The sequence below is a fragment of the Pseudomonas sediminis genome (assembly GCF_002741105.1).
Taxonomy (GTDB): domain Bacteria; phylum Pseudomonadota; class Gammaproteobacteria; order Pseudomonadales; family Pseudomonadaceae; genus Aquipseudomonas; species Aquipseudomonas sediminis.
This window is the reverse complement of the sequence record NZ_NIQU01000005.1, coordinates 1-26278: the sequence shown is the minus strand read 5'-3', so window position 1 is coordinate 26278 and position 26278 is coordinate 1. Positions and strand designations below refer to the sequence as shown.

Annotated in this window: 26 protein-coding genes and 1 pseudogene; 12 read left to right on the top strand and 15 right to left on the bottom strand. The window is 62.3% G+C overall.

Features of this window, described 5'->3' with window-relative positions:
- Nucleotides 1–92 precede the first annotated feature (92 nt).
- The 10 genes from CDO35_RS13280 to gspE form a co-directional block, all read right to left on the bottom strand.
- Complete coding sequence (locus tag CDO35_RS13280; protein WP_099525196.1) at nucleotides 93–866, bottom strand: ABC transporter substrate-binding protein; 774 nt, start codon at nucleotides 864–866, stop codon at nucleotides 93–95.
- Nucleotides 867–1412: 546 nt separating this feature from the next.
- The gene (locus CDO35_RS13275; protein WP_099525514.1) at nucleotides 1413–1934 is read right to left on the bottom strand and encodes a type II secretion system protein M; all 522 of its coding nucleotides are present in this window, start codon (nucleotides 1932–1934) and stop codon (nucleotides 1413–1415) included.
- 5 nt (nucleotides 1935–1939) lie between these two features.
- Entirely contained in the window at nucleotides 1940–3079 is a 1140-nt protein-coding gene (gspL, locus tag CDO35_RS13270) for a type II secretion system protein GspL (RefSeq protein WP_099525195.1), read from the bottom strand.
- Complete coding sequence (gspK, locus tag CDO35_RS13265) at nucleotides 3076–4050, bottom strand: type II secretion system minor pseudopilin GspK (protein ID WP_099525194.1); 975 nt, start codon at nucleotides 4048–4050, stop codon at nucleotides 3076–3078. Before gspK ends, gspL begins: the two co-directional genes overlap by 4 nt.
- On the bottom strand, nucleotides 4047–4715 hold the full coding sequence (gene gspJ, locus CDO35_RS13260) for a type II secretion system minor pseudopilin GspJ (protein ID WP_099525193.1): 669 nt from the start codon (nucleotides 4713–4715) through the stop codon (nucleotides 4047–4049). The genes gspK and gspJ overlap by 4 nt, the downstream gene beginning before the upstream one ends.
- Nucleotides 4712–5098, bottom strand: a complete 387-nt coding sequence (gspI, locus tag CDO35_RS13255; protein WP_099525192.1) for a type II secretion system minor pseudopilin GspI — start codon at nucleotides 5096–5098, stop codon at nucleotides 4712–4714. Before gspI ends, gspJ begins: the two co-directional genes overlap by 4 nt.
- Nucleotides 5095–5616, bottom strand: coding sequence for a type II secretion system minor pseudopilin GspH (gspH, locus tag CDO35_RS13250; RefSeq protein WP_099525191.1), 522 nt, complete (start codon nucleotides 5614–5616; stop codon nucleotides 5095–5097). The genes gspI and gspH overlap by 4 nt, the downstream gene beginning before the upstream one ends.
- A gap of 7 nt (nucleotides 5617–5623) precedes the next feature.
- Nucleotides 5624–6049 (bottom strand): type II secretion system major pseudopilin GspG, encoded by a 426-nt coding sequence (gspG, locus tag CDO35_RS13245; protein WP_099525190.1) that lies wholly within the window; start codon nucleotides 6047–6049, stop codon nucleotides 5624–5626.
- Nucleotides 6050–6053: 4 nt separating this feature from the next.
- Nucleotides 6054–7271 (bottom strand): GspF family T2SS innner membrane protein variant XcpS, encoded by a 1218-nt coding sequence (xcpS, locus tag CDO35_RS13240; RefSeq protein ID WP_099525189.1) that lies wholly within the window; start codon nucleotides 7269–7271, stop codon nucleotides 6054–6056.
- The gene (gene gspE, locus CDO35_RS13235) at nucleotides 7272–8759 is read right to left on the bottom strand and encodes a type II secretion system ATPase GspE (RefSeq protein WP_099525188.1); all 1488 of its coding nucleotides are present in this window, start codon (nucleotides 8757–8759) and stop codon (nucleotides 7272–7274) included.
- 386 nt (nucleotides 8760–9145) lie between these two features.
- Here gspE and CDO35_RS13230 point away from each other — a divergent pair, with 386 nt between their 5' ends.
- Both CDO35_RS13230 and gspD read left to right on the top strand, forming a co-directional pair.
- Nucleotides 9146–9781, top strand: coding sequence for a type II secretion system protein N (locus tag CDO35_RS13230; RefSeq protein ID WP_243699085.1), 636 nt, complete (start codon nucleotides 9146–9148; stop codon nucleotides 9779–9781).
- A gap of 4 nt (nucleotides 9782–9785) precedes the next feature.
- Entirely contained in the window at nucleotides 9786–11723 is a 1938-nt protein-coding gene (gene gspD, locus CDO35_RS13225; RefSeq protein ID WP_099525187.1) for a type II secretion system secretin GspD, read from the top strand.
- A 473-nt stretch (nucleotides 11724–12196) separates the two neighbouring features.
- Here gspD and CDO35_RS13220 read toward each other — a convergent pair whose 3' ends face one another.
- On the bottom strand, nucleotides 12197–13888 hold the full coding sequence (locus tag CDO35_RS13220; RefSeq protein WP_099525186.1) for an amidase: 1692 nt from the start codon (nucleotides 13886–13888) through the stop codon (nucleotides 12197–12199).
- Between the two features lie 215 nt (nucleotides 13889–14103).
- On the opposite strand from CDO35_RS13220, the gene CDO35_RS13215 reads away from it, so the two are divergent.
- Both CDO35_RS13215 and CDO35_RS13210 read left to right on the top strand, forming a co-directional pair.
- Nucleotides 14104–14469 carry a DUF7079 family protein gene (locus CDO35_RS13215; protein WP_099525185.1) on the top strand — a complete coding sequence of 122 codons (366 nt, stop codon included), beginning with the start codon at nucleotides 14104–14106 and terminating at the stop codon, nucleotides 14467–14469.
- Between the two features lie 110 nt (nucleotides 14470–14579).
- Entirely contained in the window at nucleotides 14580–14969 is a 390-nt protein-coding gene (locus tag CDO35_RS13210) for a GFA family protein (RefSeq protein ID WP_099525184.1), read from the top strand.
- 6 nt (nucleotides 14970–14975) lie between these two features.
- On the opposite strand, the gene CDO35_RS13205 is transcribed toward CDO35_RS13210, so the two are convergent.
- On the bottom strand, nucleotides 14976–15680 hold the full coding sequence (locus CDO35_RS13205) for a class I SAM-dependent methyltransferase (RefSeq protein ID WP_099525183.1): 705 nt from the start codon (nucleotides 15678–15680) through the stop codon (nucleotides 14976–14978).
- Between the two features lie 156 nt (nucleotides 15681–15836).
- On the opposite strand from CDO35_RS13205, the gene CDO35_RS13200 reads away from it, so the two are divergent.
- Both CDO35_RS13200 and CDO35_RS13195 read left to right on the top strand, forming a co-directional pair.
- Nucleotides 15837–16898, top strand: a complete 1062-nt coding sequence (locus CDO35_RS13200) for an AI-2E family transporter (RefSeq protein WP_099525182.1) — start codon at nucleotides 15837–15839, stop codon at nucleotides 16896–16898.
- Between the two features lie 117 nt (nucleotides 16899–17015).
- Entirely contained in the window at nucleotides 17016–17828 is an 813-nt protein-coding gene (locus tag CDO35_RS13195) for an alpha/beta fold hydrolase (protein WP_099525181.1), read from the top strand.
- A 100-nt stretch (nucleotides 17829–17928) separates the two neighbouring features.
- Here the strand turns inward: CDO35_RS13195 and CDO35_RS13190 are convergent, their stop codons facing one another.
- Nucleotides 17929–18537 carry a TetR/AcrR family transcriptional regulator gene (locus CDO35_RS13190; protein ID WP_099525180.1) on the bottom strand — a complete coding sequence of 203 codons (609 nt, stop codon included), beginning with the start codon at nucleotides 18535–18537 and terminating at the stop codon, nucleotides 17929–17931.
- 335 nt (nucleotides 18538–18872) lie between these two features.
- On the opposite strand from CDO35_RS13190, the gene CDO35_RS13185 reads away from it, so the two are divergent.
- The 6 genes from CDO35_RS13185 (at nucleotide 18873) to CDO35_RS13160 (ending at nucleotide 24638) form a co-directional block, all read left to right on the top strand.
- A complete protein-coding gene (locus CDO35_RS13185) occupies nucleotides 18873–20645 on the top strand; it encodes a DUF1302 domain-containing protein (RefSeq protein ID WP_099525179.1) in 1773 nt (590 codons plus the stop codon).
- Between the two features lie 12 nt (nucleotides 20646–20657).
- On the top strand, nucleotides 20658–22019 hold the full coding sequence (locus tag CDO35_RS13180) for a DUF1329 domain-containing protein (RefSeq protein ID WP_099525178.1): 1362 nt from the start codon (nucleotides 20658–20660) through the stop codon (nucleotides 22017–22019).
- Between the two features lie 253 nt (nucleotides 22020–22272).
- Nucleotides 22273–23007: a hypothetical protein gene (locus CDO35_RS13175; protein ID WP_099525177.1), complete on the top strand. Its 735-nt coding sequence runs from the start codon at nucleotides 22273–22275 to the stop codon at nucleotides 23005–23007.
- A 238-nt stretch (nucleotides 23008–23245) separates the two neighbouring features.
- Entirely contained in the window at nucleotides 23246–23689 is a 444-nt protein-coding gene (locus CDO35_RS13170) for a DMT family transporter (protein ID WP_099525176.1), read from the top strand.
- Nucleotides 23690–24100: 411 nt separating this feature from the next.
- Nucleotides 24101–24343: a hypothetical protein gene (locus CDO35_RS13165; RefSeq protein ID WP_099525175.1), complete on the top strand. Its 243-nt coding sequence runs from the start codon at nucleotides 24101–24103 to the stop codon at nucleotides 24341–24343.
- Entirely contained in the window at nucleotides 24336–24638 is a 303-nt protein-coding gene (locus CDO35_RS13160) for a LasR-specific antiactivator QslA (protein ID WP_099525174.1), read from the top strand. The genes CDO35_RS13165 and CDO35_RS13160 overlap by 8 nt, the downstream gene beginning before the upstream one ends.
- Nucleotides 24639–24765: 127 nt before the next feature.
- Here the strand turns inward: CDO35_RS13160 and CDO35_RS13155 are convergent, their stop codons facing one another.
- Together CDO35_RS13155 and CDO35_RS13150 are read right to left on the bottom strand one after the other, a co-directional pair.
- The gene (locus CDO35_RS13155; RefSeq protein ID WP_099525173.1) at nucleotides 24766–25641 is read right to left on the bottom strand and encodes an AEC family transporter; all 876 of its coding nucleotides are present in this window, start codon (nucleotides 25639–25641) and stop codon (nucleotides 24766–24768) included.
- Between the two features lie 42 nt (nucleotides 25642–25683).
- Nucleotides 25684–26248, bottom strand: a pseudogene (locus CDO35_RS13150) (NAD(P)-dependent oxidoreductase).
- Nucleotides 26249–26278 lie beyond the last annotated feature (30 nt).

The following is a 26278-nucleotide window of genomic DNA, read 5'->3' as shown; positions in this document are numbered from 1 at the left end:
TCAGCCAAGGCCAGCAAGAACCAACCCCGCAGAACCAAGAAAAAAGTGGCACCAACCTTTTTCAGGTTGTGCCACTTTTTTGCCTGGGACGCTTACTCGCCGTAAACGTCGAAGTCGAAGTACTTGTCCTGCACTTCCTTGTACTTGCCGTTGGCACGGATAGCCAGGATGGCAGCACTGATCTTGTCGGCCAGCGCCTGGTCACCCTTGCGCACGGCAATGCCCTGACCTTCGCCGAAGTACTTCACTTCGGTGAAGTCCGGGCCGGCAAATGCGAAGCCCTTGCCAGCGTCGGTCTTGAGGAAACCGTCGTCGATGTTCACCGAGTCGGCCAGGGTGGCGTCCAGGCGGCCAGACTGCATGTCCAGGAACACTTCGTTCTGCGAGCTGTAACGGACGATCTCGGCACCGGCCGGAGCGAAGATGTCGGTGGCGTAACGGTCATACACGGACGAACGCTGCACGCCGATCTTCTTGCCTTTGAGGTCGACCAGCGGGTCCTTGATCTCGGTACCGGCTTTCATCGCCAGCTTGGCCGGAGTGGCGTAGTACTTGCCGGTGAAGTCCACGGACTTCTTGCGGTCTTCGGTGATCGACATGGACGACAGCACGGCGTCGAACTTGCGCACTTTCAGGGCCGGGATCAGGCCGTCGAACTCCTGCTCGATCCACTTGCACTCGACTTTCATCTCTTCGCACAAGGCGTTACCGATGTCGTAGTCGAAGCCGGAAATCTGACCATCGGGAGTCTTGAATGCGAAGGGCGGGTAGGCCGCCTCGATGCCAATGCGCAGCGGCTTCTCGGCCATGGCCAAGGGCGACATCAGGGACAGCGCCAGGGCGCCAAGCAGTGCGATCTTCTTCATTCTTTGCTCCTTCGAATTGGGTATGACATCGATGGCAGTGAGGGGCCCGGGCCTTTTATGGATTGTAGAAGGCGGTGCTGCGCTGTCGTGGTGGACAAGCGACAAAGGGGCCTTGGCTGGGTGTGCGGCATTCTAGCGGCAGGCAATGAGGCGATATTTCCTCAATGCGACAACTAATTACAGAAGCACCAGAAGCGCCGGGCGCAGATATTGACAGCCTGCGAAAGGAGTGATCAAGCAGAAAAGGGTAAACGGATATCTATAGCAATACTCAGGCCATGAATCAGCAAAAGCCCGATTCATGGGCTTCAAGGCCGTTTTCGCATGTCATCCAGCGTTGTAAATGGCACCGTATCGGCGCACCAACGTTCCCTAACCGCCCAATCGGGTGCGCGCTGTTACCGTGGCGCCACGCAAACCGTAGGGGGCGCATAGGTACACGACCACGCACTGGAGTAGCCGTCATTCCCGCGAAGGCGGGAAACCAGGCGTTACGCAACACCTGGGCTCCCGCCTTCGCGGGAGTGACGATCAATAGCGCACGAGTCACTCACCCACACGCAAGCTAAGCCGCGCTATCACACGGTTTTCCTCGGCGCGGTCCAGCCCGGCTTCCTCGACGCGCACGCCCTGCTCTTCCAGCGCCTGAATCCAGCGCAGCAACTGAGCGAACACCACCGGCTGCAGGTTGACCTGCACCGCGCCGTAGCCTTCGGTATCCAGACGCTCGATCACCAGCCCCTGCTGCGCCGCACTCGCCGTGACCACGCCCTGCAGGCGCGCCGGGTCGAGGCTGGCGCGCGGCTGCAGGTCACGCCCCTGCACCTGCGGCGCACGGCTTTGCAGATAGGTGTAAAGCGCGCGCTGCTCCTCGAACGCGGCGCGCGCGGCATGGGCATGGCGCTGCGCCGGTTGCCACAACGCCAGGTAGAACAACACCAGCAGCAGGAAAACGCTCAGCGCCGCCAGCGCCAGGCGATCACGCGTCGGCAGCGCCTGCCAGCGTTGCGCCAGCGGCGAACGCTGCCAGTGCAGTTGCAGACTCTCGCTCAACCCTGTTCTCGACATGCTGCTCATCCTCCTATCACCACGCGCGCGCTGACGCCTTCGGCCTCGCGGCTGGCCGAGCCCATTTGCACCGACAGTCCTGCCGCCTCCAGGCGCTCACGCAAACGCTCCAGCTCGGCGAAGCCCGGTGCCTGCAACTGCAGCGACATATCGGTACGGGTCGCGCTGTAGTCGAGCTGATTGACCTGTACCTGCGGCGCGCCCTCGGCATGCAGCGCCGCCGCCACCTCGGCCAACAGGCCGAGCACCGGGCTGGCGCTGCCCGAAGACTGCGCCAGATGCTGGTCGAACTGCGCGCGCAGGTTGATCAGCTTGCTGTCCTGCGGAAACAGCTCGCGGTACAGCGCCTCGCTGGACGCAGCATAGGCATCGGCCTCACGCTGCAAGTACCAGCCCTGCGCGAAATTGAAGCCCCACTGCAATACAAGACACAGCGCCAGCACCCCGGCCAGCGGCCGCCAACGCAGCCAGCCGTCACCGCTCTGGCGCAGGGCGAACTCCCCTTGCGCGAGGTCGACACTCGCGTGCTGACGCACCAGCCACTGATGCGCATCTTCCAAAAGGTGCACTTCATCGACCGATTCGGGCAGCGCCTGCCCCGCCGGCGCACTGGCGATATGCGGCGTGGGGCAGCGTCCTGCCAGCACCGGCCAATCCTCGCGCTGCAAGGCCAGACGCCAAGGCGCCTCGCCACCGAGCAGCCACCGCGAGTGCAGCCAGAGCAGTTGACTGCCCTGGGGCGGCAACAGATCGGCATCGACCCGGATCGCCTGCGGCGGCTGCGCCGCGAACAGCGCCAGACACTCGCGCAACCAGCTGGCGCGCAGCGCGTAGACGCGGTGACGGCCATCGGCCAGTTGCTCACCCAGGGCCAGGTGCATCAGTTCGACATCCTCGGCCAGCAGCTCCTCTACCGCGAACGGCAGCGCCTGGCGCATCCAGCGCGCCTTCTGCGTCGGCAGTTGCACGGCGCACGCGGTGACGGCCTCAACCGGCAGCACCAGTTGCCAGTGCGCCGGAATATCGGCCAGAGCCTCGGCCAGGCTCAAGGCGCGACTGTCATCTGCCGTAACATGCATGACGGGCAGGTCCGCTGACAGGTCGTGGCACGCCTCGGGCGGCAGGAATATCCATGTCGAGTTCATTCTTGTTCTTCCTCAATAGGACGTGGCGGCATACCGCCCTGCCCCAGATCACGCGCCAGGACACTGACCTGGCCATCATTGCTGCGCTGCAACAGGCTGCGCAATACCACCCGGCGTTCACCCAGGCTCACTTCGCTGAACACCTCGAAATACTGGCTGCCGACCGCCAGCCCCTGCACCACCTGCTCACCCAGGCCAGCAAGCGCAGGCTGGGCAGCGAAGGCCGCAGCGCTGGGATAGCCTTCGGCGCCGCGCCCGGCAATCAGTGACATAGCCGCATCCGGGCTCAAGCCGTCGGACAGACTGGAGAGCACCATCGCACTGGCCGTGTTGACGTTGAGCAGCGCCTCGCTCGGCAGCGCGCTGACGAAGGGCTGCAGGCGGCGGTAGTCGGCCTCCTCCATCTCCAGCAGCAGGCGCAGTTCGGACACATCAGTGATCTCGCGATTGGCCGTGCGGTAAGGTGGAGTCGCCAACAGGTACTGGCCATCCTCCGCGCCATTGCCGCCCTGCAGTTCGCTGTCGCTATCGAGCCAGTCCAGCAGGCGCTCGGCATAAGGTTTGTCGATTCCCAGGCGCAGCAGCAGGCGACGCAAACGCAGCACCGCCAGCTCGTTGGGTCGGCCCTGGCGCACCAGGCTATTGAGATTGAAACGACCGCTGGGGTCGACGATACGCACACGCAGCTCGCCGCCCTCATCCAGCGGGAACGGCGCCAGTGGCCGAGCCCAGGGCTCCAGCGGATGATCCACCGGCTGGCGCGGATCACCCTGACGCAGATCGCGCTCGAGAATCGCCTTGGCCAGGGTCTCGCCGCCCAGGGCGTAGTGCCAGGCTTGGGTTACGTGCAACTGGTTGGCGCTGCTGCGGATCGACAGCTGCTGGCGGGCGATCAAACCAGCGCAGACCACCGTCACCACGGCGACCACCAGCAGCACGGTAATAAGCGCCACCCCACTCTGCCGCCTCATGCCTGCGGCACCTCATTCGGCTCGTCCGGCGACTCGCCAGCACGGTTCTCTGCCGGCAAATCCGGCAAGCGCAGCAAGCGACGCAATTCGCCATAACGGCGATGCTGCAGGCGCAGCTCGATCGCGCGCGGCAAATCGGTGAGCAGGCCGTCGCCGGAGGCATTGGCCGGCGGCCAGTCGGGCTGCCACTGCCCGTCCTTGTCCAGGTAGCGCAGGCTCAGCGATTCCACGCCATCGAGTGCCTGCTGGATTTGCGGTGCGCTGTCCTGCGCGCGGTCCAGCACACGCCAATAACGGCGCTGCCATTGCTCGCCACTGAGCTGCCAGCGCACTCGCTGCACCTCGGCTCGCGGTTGGCCCAGCGGATTGCGCCAGCCAGCGCGGGTCAGCTCCAGCGCCGTGGCATCGGTCAGGTCGCTGTGCAGCGCTGGCTGAGCATCGCCGAAACCATCGCGAATCGGCCGCACCGTCACCTGGCGCAGGTCGCGCTCGAAGGCTGACAGGGCGCGGGTCAGTTCACGCAACTGACGTTCGTGCTCGCGGGTAATGGCATCGGCGCTGAGCACGCTGTCGAGCATGCGGTAGGTGGCCAACCCCAGCAGAGCGAAGATGGCGATGGCGATCAGCAGCTCCAGCAGGGTGAAGCCGCGCTGCGGACGAGTCACTGCGGCGCCCCCAGAAAACCGCTGAGCGTGACCTGCGCGCGCTCACGCAGATCGCCACTGGCGCCGCGCTCTTCGGCGGCGACCCACAGCGTCACACGGCGCATGGCAGGCTCGCTGGTGGCCTGGATTTCGCTCTGCCACGACCAACGGCGCCCGGCGAACTCCACCTGGCCCTGATCGCGGCCATCGGCGGGCGGGGTCTCGGCGAGTTGCAATTCCGTCATGCGGTTATCGGCCACCCACATGGCCAGGGTCTTGTCTTCCAGCTGGCTGGCGGTCCGCACGCTGCGTGCACTGGCGGTCAGCACACTGGCGGCGACCAGGGCAAAGATCGCCAGCGCCACCATCACCTCGAGCAGCGTAAAACCGCGCGCACCTTTCATCCGGCACGCCCCGCACCCAACTCCTCAACGCGCGGCAGGCCGAAGCCATCACTGGACAATTGCAGGCGCAGGCCGTCGCGCCTGCGCTCGGCCAGGCGGAGGCGAAATGGTGTCAGCTCGCCGCTGGAGAGAATCAGCAATTGCGGCGTATCAGCACCAGCCTCGGTCGTCAGGCTCAGGGCCTCGCCCTCCACTTCAAAGGCCAGCTCGGCCCACTCCGGCAGGCGATGAACCTGACGATCCAGCGCCTGCCACTCGGCACGCTGCGGGTCATAGCGCAGGACTCGATAACCTTCACGGGTGAAGCTCAAGCCGTATTCGCGGTTATCCAAAACCGCCTCGTCGAGCAGCACGCCGATCAAGCCACTGAGTCGCTCGGCCTCGCTGCGCAGCTCGCGCCCCGGCCCGGCGATGCCGGTGCTGAACACCGCCAGACCGATCAGGCTGCCGAGAATGACCAGCACCACCAGCAGTTCGATGAGGGTGAAGCCGCGCGTCTTTGCCGGCACGCCGATCATGCTCGGGTCAGAGATCCCAGTTGCCGATATCGGCGTTCAGGTCGCTGCCGCCCTGCTTGCCGTCGGCGCCGAGCGAATACAGGTCGAAGGCGCCCTTGGTGCCAGGCGCCAGGTATTGATAAGGGTTGCCCCAGGGATCGATGGGCAGGCGCTTGAGGTAGCCGTCCTTGTTCCAGTTCTTCGCCTGCGGATTGCCGCTCGGCTTGCTCACCAGCGCCTCCAGGCCCTGCTGGGTGCTGGGGTAGTTGTGGTTGTCGAGCTTGTACATATCCAGCGCCGCACCGATGGCGCGGATGTCGTTCTGCGCGGCGGTAACCTTGGCCTGATCCGGCCGGCTCATCACCTGCGGCACCACCAGCGCTGCCAGAATGCCGAGAATGACGACTACCACCATGATTTCGATGAGCGTGAAACCTGCTTGTCTGCGTATCACCTAATTACCCCACCATTTGGTTCAAAGAAAGAATCGGCAACAGGATGGCCAGCACGATCACCAGCACCACTGCCCCCATGAAGACCAGCATGAACGGCTCGAACAGCCCGACCAGCAGGGCGATCTGCGCGCTGAGGTCGTTTTCCTGGTTCTTCGCCGTGCGTGCCAACATCTGATCCAGCTCGCCGGAGCGTTCGCCACTGGCGATCATGTGCAACATCATCGGCGGGAACTGCCCGGTGGCCTCCAGCGAACGGGTCAGGCTGCCGCCCTCGCGCACCTTCTGCGCCGCCACCAGCACCTCGCCGCGGATCACCCGATTGCCGATCACCTCACCAGCAATCGCCAGCGCCTCCACCAGCGGCACGCCACTGCGGGTGAGGATGGCCAGTGTGGAGGCGAAACGCGCGCAATCGGTGGCGCGACCCAGCCGGCCTATCAGCGGGATACGTAACAGAAAACGATGCCAGCGCAGACGGAAGGTCTCGTCACGCAGCGCGGCGCGCAAGGCGATCACCGCCAGTACCAGCGCCACCAGTGCAACCAGCCCCCAGGCCTTGACCCAGTCACTCAGGGCGATCAGACCACGCGTCAGCGCTGGCAGGGTCTGCCCGGAATCGACGAACACCTTGACCACGTCCGGCACCACATAGCCGAGCAGAAAGCCGACGATCAGCAACGATGCGCACATCAGAATCACCGGATAAAGCAGCGCCAGCTGCACCTTCTGCCGCGATTGCTGACGCTGCTCGGTGTAATCGGCCAACTGCTCCAGCACCGGGCCGAGGTGCCCCGCGTGCTCACCCGCCGCCACCGTGGCGCGATACAGCTCGGGAAAAGCGGCCGGAAACTCCTTGAGGCTACCTGCCAGGCTGTGGCCCTCCAGCACGCGAGCGCGCACCGCCAGCAACATGCCCTGGATACGCGAGTTGGTGGATTGCGCGGCAGCGGCGCGCAGCGCCTCTTCGATGGGCAATGCCGCCTGGATTAATGTCGCCAACTGGCGGGTGACCAGCGCCAGATCACGTGCCGACAGGCCACGGGCAAACCCCAGGCGCGCCTGGCCACCGCCCTGCTCGCGGCTGCGCGTGGCCTTGACCTCCAGCGGCGCCAGCTGTCGCTCACGCAGCAACTGGCGTACCTGGCGCGCGCTATCGGCCTCCAGCACGCCCTTCTGCTGACGGCCGCGCCCATCGAGGGCTATGTACTCGAAAGCGGCCATCTATTCTTCTCGCGTCACGCGCAGCACTTCCTCGACCGTGGTCACCCCCTCCAGCACCTTGCGCCGGCCATCGTCACGGATGCTCGGGCCCAGCGTGCGGGCGTGGCGGGTCATGTCCTGCTCGGAGGCGCGGCTGTGCACCAGGGTGCGCATGGTTTCGTCGAACACCACCAGTTCGTAGATGCCGGTACGCCCGCGATAGCCTTGCTGATGGCAATGGGCGCAGCCACGCGCATGGTAGAGCGTCGGCGGTGAGCTGGCCGGCACACCGAGCAACGCGCATTCGGCCGCATCGGCGGCATAGGGTTCCTTGCACGACGGGCACAGCACGCGCACCAGGCGCTGGGCCAGCACGCCGAGCAGCGATGACGACAGCAGGAACGGCTCCACGCCCATATCCACCAGACGAGTGATGGCGCCGATGGCGCTGTTGGTGTGCAGCGTGGACAACACCAAGTGGCCGGTCAGCGAGGCCTGTACGGCAATCTCGGCGGTCTCCTTGTCGCGAATCTCGCCGACCATCACCACGTCAGGGTCCTGGCGCAGGATAGCGCGCAGGCCACGGGCGAAGGTCATGTCCACCTTGGTGTTGACCTGGGTCTGGCCGATGCCTTCGAGGTGGTACTCGATGGGGTCTTCGACGGTAAGAATGTTGCGCGTGTGGTCGTTGAGGCTGACCAGGCTGGCGTACAGCGTGGTGGTCTTGCCCGAACCAGTGGGGCCGGTGACGAGCAGAATGCCGTGCGGTTTGCGCACGGTGTCTTCCATCAGCGCGCGATCCTCGGCGCGCATGCCCAGGTGCTGCAGCGACAGGCGCCCGGCCTGTTTGTCCAGCAGACGCAGCACCACCCGCTCACCGTTGGCCGAGGGTAGCGTCGATACACGAATGTCCACTTCGCGCCCGCCCACCTTGAGCGAGATGCGCCCATCCTGCGGCACGCGCTTCTCGGCGATATCCAGGCGCGCCATGACCTTGACCCGTGACACCAGCAAGGCGGCCAGCTCACGCTTGGGCTCGAGCACCTCACGTAGGATGCCATCGACGCGAAAGCGCACGACAAGGCGTTTCTCGAAGGTTTCCAGGTGAATGTCGGAGGCGTTTTCCTTGATCGCCTCGCCGAGAATGGCGTTGATCAGGCGGATGATCGGTGCATCGTCCTCCTGCTCCAGCAGGTCTTCGGTTTCCGGCACCTGATCGGCCAGCGAGGCCAGGTCGAAGCTGCCGCCAATATCCTCGGCCAGTTGCATGGAAGCGGAGTCGTGCTGATAGGCCGCGCCCAGCGCCTGGGCGAACGCCTGGGTATCGAGCACCTGCAGCGGCAGGCTGCGCCCGGCAAAACGCTGCGCCTCGGCCAGGGCAGCCAGGTCGCAGTCGGCGCGATGGGCCAAACTGGCGCGCCCGTCATGCATGACGAACACCAGGCCATGACGCTTGGCGAAACTGAAGGGCAAGCGGCGCAATGGGGTTTCGAGCAGCGAAGCGTTCATGCGAGACCTTAGAACAGAACCTTATCCCGGTATTACAGCCTAACCTGGCCGTTTTGACCCAATGGGCCACCTCTGGGACGGTCTTCTTGTATGTTTATGCGATTATCTTTAAGAACCTGTGCAGGATCTCGCGAGCTAGAGCCATACAAGGCAAAAGCAGGCGAGGAAGCAGAGTTTACGAGCTGTAAATGAGCATTCCGAGCCTGTTTTTAACGCAGTAGGGCCGACGCGCAGCAGATCGTGAGCAGGTTCTAACACATTGCCAGGAGCAGCACACCCACCCTATTTGGGGGATGCCAAGCGCGAGCAGGCTGCTATGATCAGCGCGCGACGCCCCGCACATAAGAAGAACTAGAACGTCGTTTTCCGGAGTGATGCTTTTGCCCATGTCGGCCCTTTCCCAGCGGCTCAAGGACAATGCCCCGAGCCTGATCGGCATGCTCGCGCTGATCGCCCTGAGCGTCAGCCTGGCCTGGCAGAGCGCCGAACTGCTGCGCCTGGTGCGCGGCCCTGTGCAGCAAGCGCCCAGCCAGAGCACGCCCAGCCCCGAACAACACGCGCAGGCGCCCATCGACCAGCTGTTCGGCACACCACGGCAGGCCGACAGTGGCCCGCCGCCGGCCACCAATCTGCAACTGACCCTGCTCGGCAGCTTCGTGCACAGTGACCCGCAACGTTCCAGCGCGATGATCCAACGTCAGGGCCAGAGCGCCCAGCGTTTTGCCGTCGGCGCGGACGTGGATAACGGCGTGCGCCTGGATGCCGTCTACGCCGACCGCGTCGAACTGGAGCGCAACGGCCGCCGCGAAAGCCTCACCTTCCCGCGCCCGAGCAGCAGCCAATACAGCTATACCCCACCGGTCGAAACGGCAGCGCCAGACTCGCTGCAACAGCTCGATCAACTCGACCAGGACAACCTCGAACAACTGCGCCAGCGCATGCAAGCGCTGCGCGAGCAGATGGAAGCCTCCGGCACCCAGCCTGTGGAAACGCCCCCTGATCAGCCCATGGAAAGTGACTGAACCGATGCATTTTTTCCGTAGCCGACTGTCCCTCGCCGTCCTCGCCGCCGGCCTGGCCACCGCACCGCTGCCTCTGCTCGCGCAGATCCAGCAGGTGCCGGCCAGCGCCAACCAGCAGGAAGAAAGCTGGACCATCAACCTGAAGGGCGCGGACATCCGCGAGTTCGTCGACCAGATCGCCAGCATCACCGGTCAGACCTTCGTCGTCGACCCGCGCGTGAAAGGCCAGGTCAACGTGGTGTCGAGCACGCCGCTGGGGCTGTCCGAGGTTTACCAGCTGTTCCTCTCGGTCATGGCCACCCATGGTTTCAGCGTGCTGACCCAGGGCGACCAAGCGCGCATCGTGCCCAACGCCGAGGCCAAGGCTGAAGCCGATGCCGGCCGTCCGGCGCCGGATCGTCTGGAAACCCGCCTGATCCAGGTGCAGCACGCGCCCGTGGCCGAGCTGATCCCGTTGATTCGCCCGCTGGTGCCGCAATACGGCCACCTGGCCGCCGTCACCTCGGCCAACGCGCTGATCATCAGCGACCGCAGCGCCAACATCGCCCGTATCGAAGACCTGATGCGTCAGCTCGACCAGAGCGGTGCACAGGACTTCAGCGTGGTCACCCTGCAGAACGCCTGGGTGATGGACGCGGCCGAAGTGCTCAACACCGCCATCGCCCGTGGCCAGGCCAAGGGCACCAGCGCCACCCAGGTGGTGGCCGATGCGCGTACCAATCGCCTGATCCTGCTTGGCCCGCCGGACGCCCGCGCCAAACTGGCCGACCTCGCCCGGTCACTGGATACGCCCACCAGCCGCTCGGCCAACACGCGGGTGATTCGCCTGCGTCACAACGACGCCAAGTCCCTGGCCGAAACCCTCGGGGAAATCTCCGAAGGCCTGAAGAACCAGCAGAACGGCGAAACCACCGGCAAGCAGTCGAACATCCTCATCCGCGCCGACGAGAGCCTCAACGCGCTGGTGCTGCTGGCCGAACCGGACCTGGTGGCCACTCTCGAAGACATCGTGCGCCAGCTCGACGTGCCGCGCGCACAGGTGATGGTCGAGGCGGCCATCGTCGAGATTTCCGGCGACATCACCGATGCCGTCGGCGTGCAGTGGGCGGTGGACGCACGCGGCAGTACCGGCGGCCTGGGTGGAGTGAATTTCGGCGGCACCGGCTTGTCGGTCGGCACCGTGCTGCAGATCCTGCAGGATGGCGAAATTCCCGACGGCACCACCCTGCCCGACGGCGCCATCATCGGCATCGGCAGCGACCGCTTCGGCGCGCTGATCACTGCATTGTCGGCCAACAGCAAGAGCAACCTGCTGTCCACACCGAGCCTGCTGACCCTGGACAACCAGAAGGCGGAAATCCTCGTAGGCCAGAACGTGCCGTTCCAGACCGGCTCCTACACCACCGACGCATCCGGTGCCGGCAACCCCTTCACCACCATCGAGCGCCAGGACATCGGCGTTACCCTCAAGGTCACGCCGCACATCAATGAAGGCGCCACCCTGCGCCTGGAGATCGAGCAGGAAATCTCCTCCCTCGCTCCCAGCACCGGGCTCAACGCCCAGGCGGTCGACCTGGTGACCAACAAGCGCTCGATCAAGAGCACCATCCTCGCCGACGACGGCCAGGTGATCGTGCTCGGCGGCCTGATTCAGGACGACGTCACCCAGGCCACCTCCAAGGTGCCGCTGCTCGGTGACATTCCGCTGATTGGCGGGCTGTTCCGCTCGACCCGCGACTCGCACATCAAGCGCAACCTGATGGTGTTCCTGCGGCCCACCGTGGTACGTGACGGCGCCGGCCTGGCTGCGCTGTCGGGCAAGAAGTACAGCGACATCCGCATCCTCGGCGACGGCAGCAACGGCCGCCCGAGCATCCTGCCCAGCACCCCGAGCCAGCTGTTCGATGGCCAGGGCGCACCGGCGGTGGATTTGCGAGAGTAAAGGTAGAGCGCTGGGTGCAACACGCTGAATCGTGGAGCACCACAAACCGTGGGAGGCGCTTTAGCGGCAGCCGTCGCGGCTAAAGCCCCTCCCACAAGACCGATGCAACCTGCCTGCCCTTTCCCATTTATGGGTCGTAAGGCGGGTGAAACCCGCCGAGATGGCAGTGGCGGGTTGCACCCGCCCTACACGCTGTATCGTGGAGCACCACAAACCGTGGGAGGCGCTTCAGCGGCGACTATCTCTACAGCCGTCGCGGCTAAAGCCCCTCCCACAAGACCGATGCAACCTGCCTCCCCTTTCCCATTTATGGGTCGTAGGGCGGGTGAAACCCGCCGAGATGGCAGTGGCGGGTTGCACCCGCCCTACACGCTGAATAGTGGAGCACCACAAACCGTGAGAGGCGCTTCAGCGGCGACGATCTCTGCAGCCGTCGCGGCTAAAGCCCCTCCCACGGGGGCCGCAGGGGCACCTCACAACGCTGGCGTACGCGGTGGCACCAGGCGTTTGCTGCCGGTGGCCTCATAGGCTGCCGCCAGTTGTAGCAACACCGAGTCGTCATAGGCACGGCCGGCGAAGGTCAGGCCCACCGGCATGCCGATATCGGCCATCACGCCCATCGGTACGGTGACGGTCGGCACGCCCAGGTGACGGATCGCCAGGTTGCCGTTGGCCACCCACACACCATTGCTCCAGGCGATATCGGCGGAGGCCGGGTTCACATCGGCATCCGCCGGGCCAACGTCGGCCACGGTGGGGAACAGCACCGCGTCCAGCCCCAGTTGATCCATCCAGTCTTCCAGATCGATCTTGCGGGTGTGCTCCAGGCCACGCAGGCCATCAGGCAGCGTGGCGATCTGATCCCAGGGTTTGATGCCGCGCTTGGCCATGTTGACGTACTCGTCCATGCCCGCCGCCAGGTCACCCTCGCGGTTTGGCAGCGTACCGGGGTCGTGCGGGAAGATCTGCGGGCCATCCACGTCGGCCAGACGATTGAGCTTGGGGTCGCCGTTGGCACGCAGGAAATCGTCGAAGGCCCAGCCGCTCAGCTCCCACAGTTCGTCATGCAGGAACTCCGGCGTGACGATGCCGCGATTGAACACAGTCGGCGCTCCAGGGCGATCACCTTCGCAGTTGGACACCAGCGGGAAGTCCACTTCCACCACCTCGGCGCCTGCCGCTTCCAGCGCCTGGCGCGATGCTTCCCACAGAGCGATCACCGTCGACCGGGTGTGAATGCGCTGGCCGGTCGGGCCACCGATGCCCGGGTTCTCGCTGGTGCCGGCGGCTTCGTCCTTGTTGATGAACATGCGCGGCACACCCAAGCGCTTGCCGGCCAGTGCATCGGCCTTGGCCGCCAGTGCCAGGTAGGACGCGGGGCGTACTTCGGAGGCCCGCGGGATCGGCACCCAGGGCTGCAAACGCCACAGGTCGCCACGCGTGTCGGCATCATCGGCCACCACCACGTCGAGCACTTCCAGCAGATCGGCCATGGTCCGGGCGTAGGGCACGACCACGTCCATGGTCGGCGTCAGCGGCCAGTTGCCGCGTACCGAAATCACCCCACGCGATGGCGTGTAGGCGCACAGGCCGTTGTTCGACGCCGGGCCACGCCCGCTGGACCAGGTTTCCTCGGCCAGGCCGAACGCGGAGAAGCTGGCAGCGGTCGCGGTGCCGGCGCCATTGGACGAGCCCGAGGCGAACGGCGCAGTCAGGTAATCGGCGTTGTACGGGCTTTCGGCGCGGCCATAAACGCCACGCTGCATGCCGCCATTGGCCATCGGCGGCATGTTGGTCTTGCCCAGGCAGATGGCGCCGGCCGCGCGCAGGCGCTCGACGGTAAAGGCATCGCGCTGCGCCACCAGATCCTTGAACGCCGGGCTGCCGGAGGCCGCCGTCAGGCCCTTGACCAGATAACTGTCCTTGGCGGTGTAGGGGATGCCATCCAACGGGCCGAGGGTTTCACCACGGGCGCGGCGTGCATCGGAGGCCTCCGCTTCCTTCAACGCGTCGGGGTTACGCACCACCACCGCGTTGAGCCGGGTCGGGCCATCGTAGGCGTCGATTCGCGCCAGGTAGGCCTTGACCAGCTCGACCGCCGTGGTGCGGCCGGACTCCAGCGCGGCGCGCAGCTCGGCAATGGAAACTTCGGTTACCTCGATCATGGTGTCATCACTCGCAGATGGCGGGCCGCGTCTACGGCCACGGATACGAAAACAGCGTGTGCACGGCCGACGCTCACGGGCAGATTCAGCCATGCAACTATGTGCCCGATGATACATCCCACCAGGCCTTCACAGCAGCCCGCGCCAATGGCCAGAACGCGCGCCAGCCACTACAGTCTCGCCACCAATTACGCTGCATTGAGCAGAACAGGCTTATGACCCGCGAAGAACGCATTCATCTGTGGTCGGCGCTGTCAGACGTATTCGTCGACAACGAAGTCGACTACGGATACATCGCCCGTCAGGTGGCAGGTTTCGACCGCGCCACCGTACAAGCCGCCTTCTACCAGGACGTCGCGCCCGCGTGCTACTCCAACATGCTCGCGCCCATTCCACCCATCTGGACAGGCTTCGACAGCGCCTGGCTCAGCGCAACCATCGAGCACGCCCAGGCGGCGCGACGGAGTTCCACCCTGCGTCGCCTGCGCGACAAACTCTTCATCGCCTACCTGCGCCGCGCCCTGCAAGCGGAATGGGCCAAGATCGAGCAGGAACTGGAGCGCAACGATACAAAACCGTAAGAGCCCGCTTGCGGCGATGCTCTTGTCAGGATCGCCCGCATGCGGGCTTCTACAGAGTCAGCGTCCTGCTATGTTCTCAGTCCCTGCACACGAAACAGGAGAACATCGCCATGCCCCACTTCACCGGCGGCTGCCTCTGCGGCCAGGTGCGTTTCGAAACCAGCGGCCAGCCTTATCGGGTCGGCGTCTGCCACTGCATGGACTGCCGCAAGCACCACGGCGCCCTCTTCCACACCTCGGCAATCTTCCCGCAGGACGCGGTAAAGGTAGAGGGCGAAACCGGTCAGTACGCCGGCCGCCACTTCTGCCCGCACTGCGGCTCGCCGGTGTTCGCGCGCTCGGGGGATGAAATCGAAGTCAACGTCGGCTCGCTGGACGAACCGAACCAGTTCACCCCCTCCTACGAACTCTGGACCATCCGCCGCGAAGCCTGGCTACCGCCCTTGCCCTTCGACCGCCACTACCCAGGCGACCGCGACCGCAGCACGCGTCACGAGTAGCGCCCCTCAAACATCGGCTTCGCGCCGGCTGACCCAGCCATGCATCAGCCCGGCCTGGAAGAACTGCACCGGCGCCTCGAAACCAGCGGCCTGGATGATACCCGCCACCTGCTGCGTAGGTAGCACCGCCACATCACGGGCGTAGGCTGCCCGCGCGCGCTCCAGCATCTGCGCATCGACCCCGGCCGCAGCCATCAGCGTCATCCAGCCTGGCAGCAATACCTCATAGGCCGGCGACTGGATATCCGCTGCCAGGTCGACACTGGCCAGCAGCCCGCCAGGTTTCAGGCGCTGCGCGATCTGGCCGAAGAACCCGGTACGCACCACAGGCTCGAGCAGAAACTGCGACACCAGAAAACAGGTCGCGCCATCGTAGGCCGCCCCAGGCGCCAGCGTATCCAGATAGCCCTCGTGAAAGTCGCAGCGCTCGGCAAAGCCGCCGTGCTCCGCGCGCTGACGGCATACCTCAAGCATCGCTCCGGATGGGTCGAGCGCAGTGAAGCGCCAGCCCGGAAAGCGTTCGGCCAGGTGCGCGATTTCCGCCCCCGTGCCAGTGCCCACGCAGAGTATCCGCGCGTCGGCCGGCAGGTCGATGAACAGCGCATCGAGCAGCAGATACAGCGCCTGACGAATCGGCGCCATCCCAGCCCATTGCTTGTCGTAGCCCGCCGCCTGTTGATCGAACAGCGCCTTGATTTCCTCATCACGCATGGCCATGCCTCCGTCGAATGATCGCCCTCACGCCTTCCAGTATCCCAGAGCTGTCAAGCCCCCCAAGCGAGCGACTACAAGCCCAATCCAACTTTGTGGGCACTTTGCCAGGGCATCGGGGGACTAACTGGCATGTCCCTTCCCGGCGAACCCGAAATGCAGAACCCGACCTTCGAACAGAAAGCCTTCATCCTGCTGCTCGTCCTGGTGACCATCGCCTTCTTCTGGATACTGTTGCCGTTCTACGGCGCGGTGTTCTGGGCCATGGTCCTCGCCGTGGTGTTCGCACCGCTGCAGGAGCGCCTGCTGCGGCGCACTGGCGGCAGAGGCAACCTGGCCGCCCTGCTGACACTGATCATCTGCTTGCTGGTGGCGATTCTGCCGGTGATCTTCATCACCTCCGCCGTGGTGGCCGAAGGCACCGCCCTGTACCAGAAGCTCGAATCGGGCGAGCTGGATACCGGCGCCTACGTCACCAGCTTCATCCAGATGCTGCCGCCGTCGATCCAGGAACAGCTCGACCGCGTCGGCATAAGCAACCTCGAAGGCCTGCGCGAACAGATCTCCAAGGGCGCCATGGCCGGCAGCCAATACCTGGCGACCAAGGTGTTCGCCATCGGCCAGGGCACCTTCGAGTTCTTCATCGGCTTCTTCGTGATGCTCTACCTGCTGTTCTTCCTGCTGCGTGACGGCAAGGATCTGGTGCATAGAATCCGAGGCGCCATCCCGCTGGCCGGCAGCACCAAACGCCGCCTGCAGATCAAGTTCACCCGCGTGGTACGTGCCACGGTAAAAGGCAACGTAGTGGTCGCTGCCGTACAGGGCGCGCTCGGTGGCTTCATCTTCTGGGCGCTGGGCATCTACAGCCCATTGCTGTGGGGCGTGCTGATGGCGTTTCTATCACTGCTGCCGGCAGCCGGCGCCGGCATCATCTGGGCGCCAGTGGCCATCTACCTGATGCTTAGTGGCAGCATGGTGCAAGGGATCATCCTCACCGCCTTCGGCGTACTGGTGATCGGTCTGGTGGACAACATCCTGCGCCCCATTCTGGTCGGCAAAGACACCCGCATGCCCGACTACCTGATCCTCATCTCCACCCTCGGCGGCCTCTCCCTGCTGGGTCTCAACGGCTTCGTGATCGGCCCGCTGGTGGCGGCGCTGTTCGTGGCCAGCTGGAACCTGTTCGGGGCGAAGAAGAAGGTCAGGTTGCCGGCGTGAATCGAGCCCGGTTCATTCCGGGGCTCGAACCCAGAAGGCAATGCGGCAGTTCGCCCTAGCGCGTATTCAGCAAGGTGGTGATAAAAGACCGAAACGCCACTTTGCTCGGAACTAGCGATGGACTTCAAGGAATACGGAAACCGGGCTGGCAAACCGGTCGTTTACTTCCACGGGGTGCCGGGCTCGCCTTCTGAGGCCTCCGTATTCGACGCGCCAGCCCGAGAGCAGGGCCTGCGCATTCTCTGCTTCGACCGATTCGCCATCGACCACGCCATCACCGGCGCTGACTACTACCGACAGATCGCCCAGGCGATCAGCGAGACCGTGCAAGGTACTCGGGTCGACTTCATCGGTTTTTCCCTCGGCACGCATGAAGCCTTGGAAGTCGCTGCCCTCATGCCAGGCCAGATTCGTAGCTTGCATCTGGTTTCCGCCGCCGCCCCGCTGGATGGTGGAGACTTCCTCGATCAGATGGCCGGCAAGGCCGTGTTCTCGCTGGCCCAGCGCAACCCAGGTTTGTTCCAGTGGCTGGTGAGGTGGCAGGCGCTACTGGCCAAACGCGCGCCACAGCTGCTGTTTCGCATGCTGTTCGCCAGCGCTCAGGGGCAAGACCGGGAACTGGTGAAATCACCAGAGTTCAAAGCGCTTATCTGCCAGGTACTGCAACGGTGCTTTGCCCAAGGTACGACCGGCTATACGCGGGACATACAGCAATATCTCCATCCCTGGTCAGCCAGCACCTTCGCCTGCGAGGCAGCTGTATGCCTATGGCATGGTGCCGAGGACAACTGGTCGCCCTTCGGTATGTCGGCGTATCTGGCTGAGCGCCTCCCAAACAACGCGCGCGTCGAGCGGATGGAGGGGCTTTCTCACTACTCCTGCCTGTATGCCGCAGCACCGATGATTTGTGCGCGGCTCGCCAGCGAGTGATGTAGGAGTTGTCTTCCCAGTGAGATGGTCCTGTTAAGACGCCGCTGTGATCAGGCTACTTTCAGCCATAACCAGATGCTCGGCGCGATGCCATGTGATTTTATGGGGAGCTGAATGCCAAGATGGTACGACGAGCGATTTCGGTGATCTCTGCTTGCGAAAACACCTCTCCCGTTATCACCCCACGAAAGAACAGAGGTGAAGAAGCGAGCTCCAGGAACTGCCTAGGGCTAGTGCCAGGGGGTAGCTCACCTCGCTCAACTGCGCGCTCTACAAGCTGACCGCTTACCGCAAAACGCGTAGCCCAGAACTCAGCGCGCATCCGCTTGATCATTTCTACATCCCTGTTCTGAGTAATTGCAGCCTGTATTAAGCCTGCTATCAGTGGGGATGCAAGGGCTGCATGCACCGCAATGAGTAGCGAGCTCAAATCGCCATGTAGAGTTCCAGTATCTGGGAGCGGCACCTCTTGCTCCATGCGGAGCAACGAGATATCGAGAACAAGCTCAGCTTTTGTCGGCCAACGCCGATACACGGTGGTTTTATTGACCCCTGCGCGAGCAGCCACCTCTGGCAGTTCCAGGCGCTCATATCCTCCTTCCTCGAGGATCTCCAGCGTAGCCGCGTAGACCGCTGAAACCACACCCGCGGAACGTCCTCCAGGTCGCTTCCGCTTACCCTCGTTCTCCACCTGTTCTGTACTGCTCATCCAGATCTCCTTACTGAGCTTTTCTCGGCTATGGCAACGATTGTTGCATTAGCAGCTGATCAGAGAAAGCGACGTCGTGCCTGTTCATACAGGAGCTTTCTCTCGTTAGTTCGTCCTGCTTTATCTGAGCGCCCCTCCTGACATATCACCTCGCAGGCCTTCGGAGTAATCCTCACACCTGCGCGCTTCACTTGGGGTGATTTACCTTCTATCTACTAAAGCAACTACAGTTGCTTTAGTAGATAAAGCCATGTATGTTCACCTGCGCGTGCTACGGAGTCGTCAGGCATGACGGCACCGAGGCGCTTTAGCTAAACCACCCCAGCGGAGCTGCCATGAAAACAATAAGAGTGCACCACGGGCGACACCGCCCCCTCCGTGCTGTCGCGACTGCTATAGCCATAGCAATAGCGCCGGCATCTCATGCAATTACGTTCAACATCGGCGAAGTACAGGGTCAGCTCGACAGCAGCCTGTCAGTAGGTGCCAGTTGGTCTCTTCGCAGCCCCGACCGCGATTTGATTGGCGATAACAATGGGGGGCGAGGCTCTTCTAGTACCGCCGACGACGGTCGTCTGAACTTCAAAAAAGGCGAGACCATCTCGAAGATCTTCAAAGGCATCCATGACTTGGAGCTGAAGTACGGCGAGACCGGCATCTTCCTGCGCGGGAAATACTGGTATGACTTCGAGCTGAAGGATGAGCACCGACTGCTCTATGACATCGACGACAGCAATCGCAAGTCAGGTGCTCAAAGCTCCGGCTACGAACTGCTGGATGCCTTCGTCTACCACAACTATCTAATTGGCGATCTGCCGGGCTCGGTCAGGTTGGGCAAGCAAGTGGTTAGCTGGGGCGAAAGCGTTTTCATCGGCAACAGCATCAATGCCATCAACCCGATAGATGTTGCAGCCTTCCGCCGCCCGGGGGCCGAGATCAAGGAAGGCTTGATCCCGGTAAACATGTTCTATGTGTCACAGGGACTATCGGAGAACCTGTCGGCGGAGCTGTTCTACCAGCTGGAATGGGATCAGACCGTGCTCGACAACTGCGGCACGTTCTTCTCGTCAACCGACTTCGTCGCCGATGGATGCACGCAGGGGCTCAGCGTATCGGGCTCAGACTTTAATCGTGATGACCCAAGCTACATCTACGTTCCGCGCCGTGGCGATAACGACGCCCGTAACCTGGGGCAGTATGGCGTAGCGCTGCGTTGGTTCGCGGAGGAGTTGAATAGCACCGAGTTCGGCCTGTACGCAATGAAGTACCACAGCCGAACGCCCTATACCAGCATGTACACCACAACGGCTAACCCGCTGACAGCACCAGCCTTTGGGGCCGCAGACACGGGGTATCAGGTCGAGTACCCGGAAGATATTCAACTTTATGGGCTGAGCTTCCAGACGAACGCAGGCTCAGCGAGTCTTGCTGGAGAGGTAAGCTATCGACCCAACCAGCCGCTGCAACTCAATGCCTTTGATCTGGCCACAACGTCCTACAATCTCGGCGCATTTCTTCCCACTCAGCTGAAAACTTCAGGGTTGCCCAACGAATACATTCAGGGATACCAGCGTAAGCCTGTGACCCAGGCGCAGATTTCTCTGACGCAGACTTTCGATCAAGTGCTGAAGGCCACGCGACTGACGGTAATCGGTGAAGTTGGCTACAACCACATCGCTGATATCGGTGAGGGTAGTGGTGATAAAGCCCGCTTCGGGCGTGACTCGGTATTCGGTTCTGGCGAATACACGCAAACCTCGTTATTAGGGCCAAATATCTGCGAAAGATTGCTAAATCCCCAGGCGGAAAACTGCAACGACGATGGTTTCTATACTCGCAACTCGTGGGGGTATCGACTGCGTGCGAGCCTCGATTACACCAACGTCATCGCGGGTATCAACCTCTCTCCGATAATAGCCTGGTCGCATGACGTAGATGGCTATGGCCCCAACTTCAACGAGGGGGCTAAGGCCATCAGCATCGGCCTGAATGCCGACTATCTGAGCACCTACACCGCCTCCATCACCTATACCGATTTCTTCGGCGGTGATTACAACTCTCTGGTGGATCGCGACTTCTTGTCCTTCACTGTCGGCGCCAATTTCTAGAGGTTAAAACTGATGACTTCTCTAACCAGACTCGCATCGAGTGTGGCACTTTGCTGCGCCCTCACTGCTCCGGCTTACGCCGCTGTTTCCGAACAAGAAGCTGCTCAACTGGGGAGCACTTTGACGCCCATCGGTGCCGAAAAATCTGGCAATGCTGCGGGCACTATTCCGGAGTGGCAAGGTGGTTTACCGCAGAATGCCAGCAACATTCAAAACGGCTTTCGTGACAACCCATTCGCGAATGAAAAGCCTCTCTTTATAATCGATGCGAAGAACTACACCCAATATCAGGACAAGCTCAGTCCAGGTCAGGTCGCTCTATTCAAGCGTTATCCTGACACCTACAAGATGCCGGTATACACGACCCATCGCTCAGCTGGGGTGCCTGATGAAGTAGCCCAGGCCATTCGTAAGAATGCGGTCACTACCACGCTCGTTGAGGGCGGCAATGGTATCGATGGTTTCAAGACAGCGATTCCCTTCCCGATACCCCAGAACGGCCTCGAGGTGATCTGGAACCATATCGCCCGCTATCGCGGTAAGACCTCACTTCGTCAGACTTCTCAGGCCGTACCGCAGGCCAACGGCGCCTATGTCCAGGTCGATGCGGATGAACGGTTTGCCTTGGCGGATCAGGTAACCGACTACGACCCGAAAAGCGAAAACAATCTTCTCTACTTCTACAACTCCAGGATCAACGCTCCAGCTCGCCTGGCGGGCAACGTGCTGCTGGTTCATGAGACGCTCAACCAGGTCAAGGAGCCCAGGCTCGCCTGGCTCTACAACTCGGGGCAGCGCCGCGTCCGCCGAGCGCCGCAGGTCTCTTACGACGGCCCAGGCACGGCCTCTGATGGCATGCGCACGGCCGATGGCCTGGAACACTTCAACGGCTCGCCGGATCGCTACGAGTGGAAGCTGGTCGGGAAGCGCGAGATGTACATCCCGTACAACAGTTATCTCATCGCCTCACCGAAGTTCAAGATTAAAGACCTGATCAAGCCGGGCCATTTAAACCCTGAGCTCACACGCTATGAACTGCATCGTGTCTGGGAGGTGGTTGCAACGCTCAAGCCTGGTGAGCGGCATATCTATGCCAAGCGCCATATGTTCATCGACGAAGACACCTGGGCCATCTCGCTGGCGGATCACTACGACAACCGGGATGCCTTGTGGCGAGTCGGTGAGTCGCATCTCCAGTATTTTTACGATGCGCAGGTTAGCTATGCGACACCTGAGGTTCTCTATGACCTGATTGCTGGGCGTTACATTGCATCTGGAATGATCAACGAGAGCAGCAAGCCTTATGACTTCACCTTCAAGGCATCAAAGAAAGACTTCCTGCCTGCAACGCTACGCACCATGGGTATTCGTTAAGGCCTTTGTCGAGTCGCTGCGAGATTGGCGACTCAGAATACTGTGAGCATCGACCGGTGTCTGCGTGGCTTGCTTATGCAGGCACCACTCCAGTCGACGGCGAAAGCCCGAGACCCTCAGCCGCCCAAGTGGCGGCTTTTTTATCGAGTAGCCCAGTCGGCAATATCCACTTTATTGGAGTGGTGCCTGACTGCGCTTGATAGATCAATGGCGTATTTACGTCGGAACAACAAGAAAAGCGGAGCTTTTGATCATGGCTATCGACATTAAAACCTTCATCGGAGGGCGCGAGATCCCTCGCGAGCAGGTACTGGAATGGGAGCGCCGCCGCGCTCTAGTCGTACTTAAGAAACTGGGGGTCCAGCCTTTCGGTGATGAAGATCTGAAGACTCTCAACCATCAAATCCTGAATCGAAAACTTACCCTGGGGTCGGAGGGGATTCGGCAACTGCTCAAGAGTGAGCTGGCCCTGTCTCAGCCTATTGCTAATTTTGTGGCTCGTATATCGTGCGGACGTCGTCGTTACAGCGTTACAGAACTACTGGTTGATCGTGGCTCGGCTAAGGAGTTCGTTGAATGGTTTCTCCAGCGCAATGAACTCAATGATGAAGTCACTATGCTGGCCGCCTCCCCCGACCATTACCTGATTCAGAAGTATGCCAATGGTGCCCAAGAGGTGATCGAAACTACTGGTGGATCACCGTTGGTTGGTCGATTTGTTATTGATTATCTAGATATCTCCAACCTTCGCTCCTTACCTGATTCTCACTACCCCTACCAAGCAGTTGGTGTGGCCAGATCAGAAGGTGGCCTGGCTATCGGAGGTGTCCGCCATCAGTTCAGGGATGAAGGCTTTGGCTTCCGGGCCAAGCTGCTCGTCGAGTTCCCGATGATGATCATACCGGGAGCTGTGTCGGCACATCGCTGGCATCTCGCGAGCGAATTCTCCAACTGGATCGAGGCAGCATTCGCCTCAAGATCATCCTGACCATTGTGAATCGGCGGTGCCGGATGCGCCGCTGAATCAGCACCGAACTAGGGTTTGTACGAAAAGTGGTCGAGCGAAGGTCAGGCGAGGCAAAAACGAGGAAGGAAGCGGAGCTTACAGTTGTAAATGAGCATTCCGAACCCGTTTTTAACGAAGCATCACCGAGCGCAGGCACTTTTTTGTACAGAGCCTAGGGTACCCCCTAAAGATCAGATGCAGTCTTACGTTGGAGGACTACATGCCCAACTGGTGGTTGATCGCACTGCCGCTACTTGCAGGTTCCATGCTCACTCTACAGGCAGGCATAAATGGGCAGCTTGCCAAAAACCTGAACGGGGTACTGGCAGCCTCCTTGGTTTCATTTTCGGTTGGCAGTGCAGCGCTGTTAATGCTCGTGCTGGTGAGTCGAGAATTACCAACTTGGCCCGCCCTGAAAGGGCTGACTTGGTGGCAATGGAGTGGAGGGCTACTCGGAGCCTTCTTCATAGCCACTGCGGCTTTCGCAAGCCCGCGAATAGGGGCCTTGCTCTTCATGGCGCTGGTGTTAGCTGGTCAGCTCGGGATGGCACTACTGCTTGATCACAAGGGGTGGGCGGGCTTTCCTGAGTCGCCTGTCACGACTGGTAAGGCAATGGGGTTGGCGCTAATCATCAGTGGTGTATGGCTAATCCGACGTGGTTGAGACCACCACCAAGCAATCCCTCCTACTGGCCGATCCCAGCCCCTCACCCTTGTCCTCCTCCCCCCACCACGCTACAGTCCGCCCTGTCACGGTCAATCCCGTGACCGGGTGTAGGAACCCGTTTTGTCCGGGCGCGGTAGCGCCATAGTCGAGAGCAGGCGCTTTTTTTGTGCCTGCTGTTTTCTCGTGCATTTATGGCGGGCCGTGTGAGGCAGGCTTCGGCCTGGCCGGTTCCCTCGGACGCCGGTTTCCTACCCTTGCACGGTCCGCCACCCACGCCCGTAGGAAGGCTGGATGGCGGCTCCTTAAATCGTCCGAGGAGCATAAGGAAAATGCACTATCCCCCTTTTACCCAAGGGCTCCGCCCTGGGCTGCTGGCTGTCGTGTCAACTTCCGTTTTGGAGGTGCTGCATGACCAAGTCTGAATCCGTCGTTATCCCCTTCCCTAGACCACGCAATCCCTTGCACAGCCATGTGGCCGACGAGTGTCCGCACCAGGCGGCTGCCGAGTATCGGGCGGCGTTGCTAACCAAGCTGTTGCGGCGGGTATCGGAGCCGGAGTTGGCGAGCACCACCAATGCGTTGCTGAGCGAGTTGGTGGTGCTCTATCGCCGGGCCATAGCCCAAGCAGCCGGGAGGGCCGAACATGATTGAGCTGCAACGGCACCTCACCCACCTGCCCGCCCATGACGGGCAACCAGCAGCGGACTTTGGCTGGAACGCAGATTGTCAGGCCAGCTTCGGCCACGGTGTGCAAACCGCGCAGGCCTGGCTGGACGACGCAAACAGCGGCTGGCTATGGGCCAATCTGTTGCTGGAACGCCAGCTGTACCCGCCGGGCGCACAGCGCCATGCCTTCGAGCTGGGTTTTCTAAGCCGCATCCACCAGCGTTTGTGTTCGCCCCTTGGTGGCGATCACAGGGCAAAGCGTACGGAGTTGAAGTTATAGGCTTGGGTCCGTCGTTTGAAATTAGAGAAGCCCACTTGCCCGAACTCAGTAAATACGAAGCGAGTGGCTTCATTCTCTTTACCGACCAGCCATAACGCCGCATCGCCAAAGGTATGCACGCAAGCCTCTACGCCAGTCGTAAAGCCAGCGCCAACGAGATGGAAAACAGCGCAACCAGATTGCCCAGGATCACGATCGACGCGACCTTCTCCGGCTCCTGGGCATAGCGCTCGGCGAACATGAAGTTGAGCACCGCTGGCGGCAGCGCGCCGAAGATCAGCAGGATGTCCGTTTCACGATCCGACAGGCCGAAGGCAAGGCAGAACAGGTAGGCGATCAACATGCCGGTCAGCGGCGTGGCCACCGCGCCGACCGTGCCGATGCGCCATTGCGCGAAAGGTGCGGTGTTCAGGCGCACACCGAGGGAGAACAGCATCAGACCGGTGGACACGTCGGCGATGATCTTGATCGCGGAGAGAAAAGGCGGCCACATCGCGATACCCAACATGCTCACCAGCACGCCAGCGATACCGGCGATGATCACCGGTTCGCGCAAAAGCAGCCACACCTTGGCGTTGCGCCCGAGCCACCAGGTGGCGACGGCAAAGTGCAGGACGTTTTCCACCAGGAACAGCACCACCGCCGCCGGCAACACCTGCTCACCGAAGGCGAACAGCAGTAGCGGCAAGCCCATGTTGCCGGCGTTCTTGAACATCATCGGCGGTAGCAGGGTTTTCGGTGCATAACCCAGCCGGCGGGCGATGGGCCAGCCGAGCAAGCCGGAGCCGAGCACGATGATAAGGCCGCCGAGGGCAATCATCTGCACCTCGGCCAGGTCGACGGATTTGCCGGCCAGCGCGGAGAAGATCAACGCGGGCACGAAGATACCCATGTTGACCTGGTTGGTGGCGAGCATGTCAGGCCGATGCTTGCGACCATACAGGTAGCCAACCGCAATGACCGTGAACACGGGGAAGACGATGCTCACGATCTGCACGAGCATGGGGCAACCTTAGCCGCTGGCGAGTAGAGGGTGCTAGGCGACTCAGCCCTGCGTGGGCGTACCGTTGAGGGCGTAGTAGCTGCGAATCACCTGGCTGTCGTCAGCCCGGCCCTCGCCGCGCCCGGAGGTGGCGAGGAACAGTTGGTGCGCCACGGCGGCAATCGGCAACGCAGCCTGCGCGTCGCGCCCGGCTTCGAGGACGATGCCCAGGTCCTTGACGAAGATGTCCACCGCGCTGCTGACTTCGGGCTGCCGCCGAACCGCCCATGATTTCCAGCAGTACCGGCAGATCGACACCGACCTTGGCGGCGAGCGCAAAGGCTTCGGCGACCACGGCGATATGCACACCACACAGCAACTGGTTGACGGCCTTGACCGTGGCGCCCTGCCCGGCTCGCTCACCGACATGGAAGATGCGCTGGCCAATGCCCTCGAACACCGGCTGCACCGCCTCGAAGGTGTCGCGTTCACAGGCCGCCATGATGGTCAGCGAGCCGGCGATGGCGCCTGCGGTACCGCCGGAGACCGGGGCATCGACGAAGCGGCGTCCCGCTGCCCTCACCCGCTCGGCGATGCGCTCGACGGCAGCGGGTGGACAGGTCGCCATCAGGCAGACGATGCCCTTGTCGGCCAGTGC

What these genes read in the sequence shown, in the direction of transcription:
- CDO35_RS13180 (WP_099525178.1), top strand. Translation starts at nt 20,658, where the DNA reads ATGACTTCTCTAACCAGACTCGCATCGAGTGTGGCACTTTGCTGCGCC.
- CDO35_RS13205 (WP_099525183.1), bottom strand. Translation starts at nt 15,680, where the DNA reads ATGCGTGATGAGGAAATCAAGGCGCTGTTCGATCAACAGGCGGCGGGC.
- CDO35_RS13230 (WP_243699085.1), top strand. Translation starts at nt 9,146, where the DNA reads ATGTCGGCCCTTTCCCAGCGGCTCAAGGACAATGCCCCGAGCCTGATC.
- CDO35_RS13170 (WP_099525176.1), top strand. Translation starts at nt 23,246, where the DNA reads ATGCCCAACTGGTGGTTGATCGCACTGCCGCTACTTGCAGGTTCCATG.
- CDO35_RS13195 (WP_099525181.1), top strand. Translation starts at nt 17,016, where the DNA reads ATGGACTTCAAGGAATACGGAAACCGGGCTGGCAAACCGGTCGTTTAC.
- xcpS (WP_099525189.1), bottom strand. Translation starts at nt 7,271, where the DNA reads ATGGCCGCTTTCGAGTACATAGCCCTCGATGGGCGCGGCCGTCAGCAG.
- gspL (WP_099525195.1), bottom strand. Translation starts at nt 3,079, where the DNA reads ATGAACTCGACATGGATATTCCTGCCGCCCGAGGCGTGCCACGACCTG.
- gspD (WP_099525187.1), top strand. Translation starts at nt 9,786, where the DNA reads ATGCATTTTTTCCGTAGCCGACTGTCCCTCGCCGTCCTCGCCGCCGGC.
- CDO35_RS13160 (WP_099525174.1), top strand. Translation starts at nt 24,336, where the DNA reads ATGATTGAGCTGCAACGGCACCTCACCCACCTGCCCGCCCATGACGGG.
- CDO35_RS13185 (WP_099525179.1), top strand. Translation starts at nt 18,873, where the DNA reads ATGAAAACAATAAGAGTGCACCACGGGCGACACCGCCCCCTCCGTGCT.
- CDO35_RS13200 (WP_099525182.1), top strand. Translation starts at nt 15,837, where the DNA reads ATGCAGAACCCGACCTTCGAACAGAAAGCCTTCATCCTGCTGCTCGTC.
- gspH (WP_099525191.1), bottom strand. Translation starts at nt 5,616, where the DNA reads ATGATCGGCGTGCCGGCAAAGACGCGCGGCTTCACCCTCATCGAACTG.
- CDO35_RS13275 (WP_099525514.1), bottom strand. Translation starts at nt 1,934, where the DNA reads ATGTCGAGAACAGGGTTGAGCGAGAGTCTGCAACTGCACTGGCAGCGT.
- CDO35_RS13190 (WP_099525180.1), bottom strand. Translation starts at nt 18,537, where the DNA reads ATGAGCAGTACAGAACAGGTGGAGAACGAGGGTAAGCGGAAGCGACCT.
- gspK (WP_099525194.1), bottom strand. Translation starts at nt 4,050, where the DNA reads ATGAGGCGGCAGAGTGGGGTGGCGCTTATTACCGTGCTGCTGGTGGTC.
- CDO35_RS13210 (WP_099525184.1), top strand. Translation starts at nt 14,580, where the DNA reads ATGCCCCACTTCACCGGCGGCTGCCTCTGCGGCCAGGTGCGTTTCGAA.
- CDO35_RS13155 (WP_099525173.1), bottom strand. Translation starts at nt 25,641, where the DNA reads ATGCTCGTGCAGATCGTGAGCATCGTCTTCCCCGTGTTCACGGTCATT.
- gspE (WP_099525188.1), bottom strand. Translation starts at nt 8,759, where the DNA reads ATGAACGCTTCGCTGCTCGAAACCCCATTGCGCCGCTTGCCCTTCAGT.
- CDO35_RS13215 (WP_099525185.1), top strand. Translation starts at nt 14,104, where the DNA reads ATGACCCGCGAAGAACGCATTCATCTGTGGTCGGCGCTGTCAGACGTA.
- CDO35_RS13175 (WP_099525177.1), top strand. Translation starts at nt 22,273, where the DNA reads ATGGCTATCGACATTAAAACCTTCATCGGAGGGCGCGAGATCCCTCGC.
- CDO35_RS13165 (WP_099525175.1), top strand. Translation starts at nt 24,101, where the DNA reads ATGACCAAGTCTGAATCCGTCGTTATCCCCTTCCCTAGACCACGCAAT.
- gspI (WP_099525192.1), bottom strand. Translation starts at nt 5,098, where the DNA reads ATGAAAGGTGCGCGCGGTTTTACGCTGCTCGAGGTGATGGTGGCGCTG.
- CDO35_RS13220 (WP_099525186.1), bottom strand. Translation starts at nt 13,888, where the DNA reads ATGATCGAGGTAACCGAAGTTTCCATTGCCGAGCTGCGCGCCGCGCTG.
- CDO35_RS13280 (WP_099525196.1), bottom strand. Translation starts at nt 866, where the DNA reads ATGAAGAAGATCGCACTGCTTGGCGCCCTGGCGCTGTCCCTGATGTCG.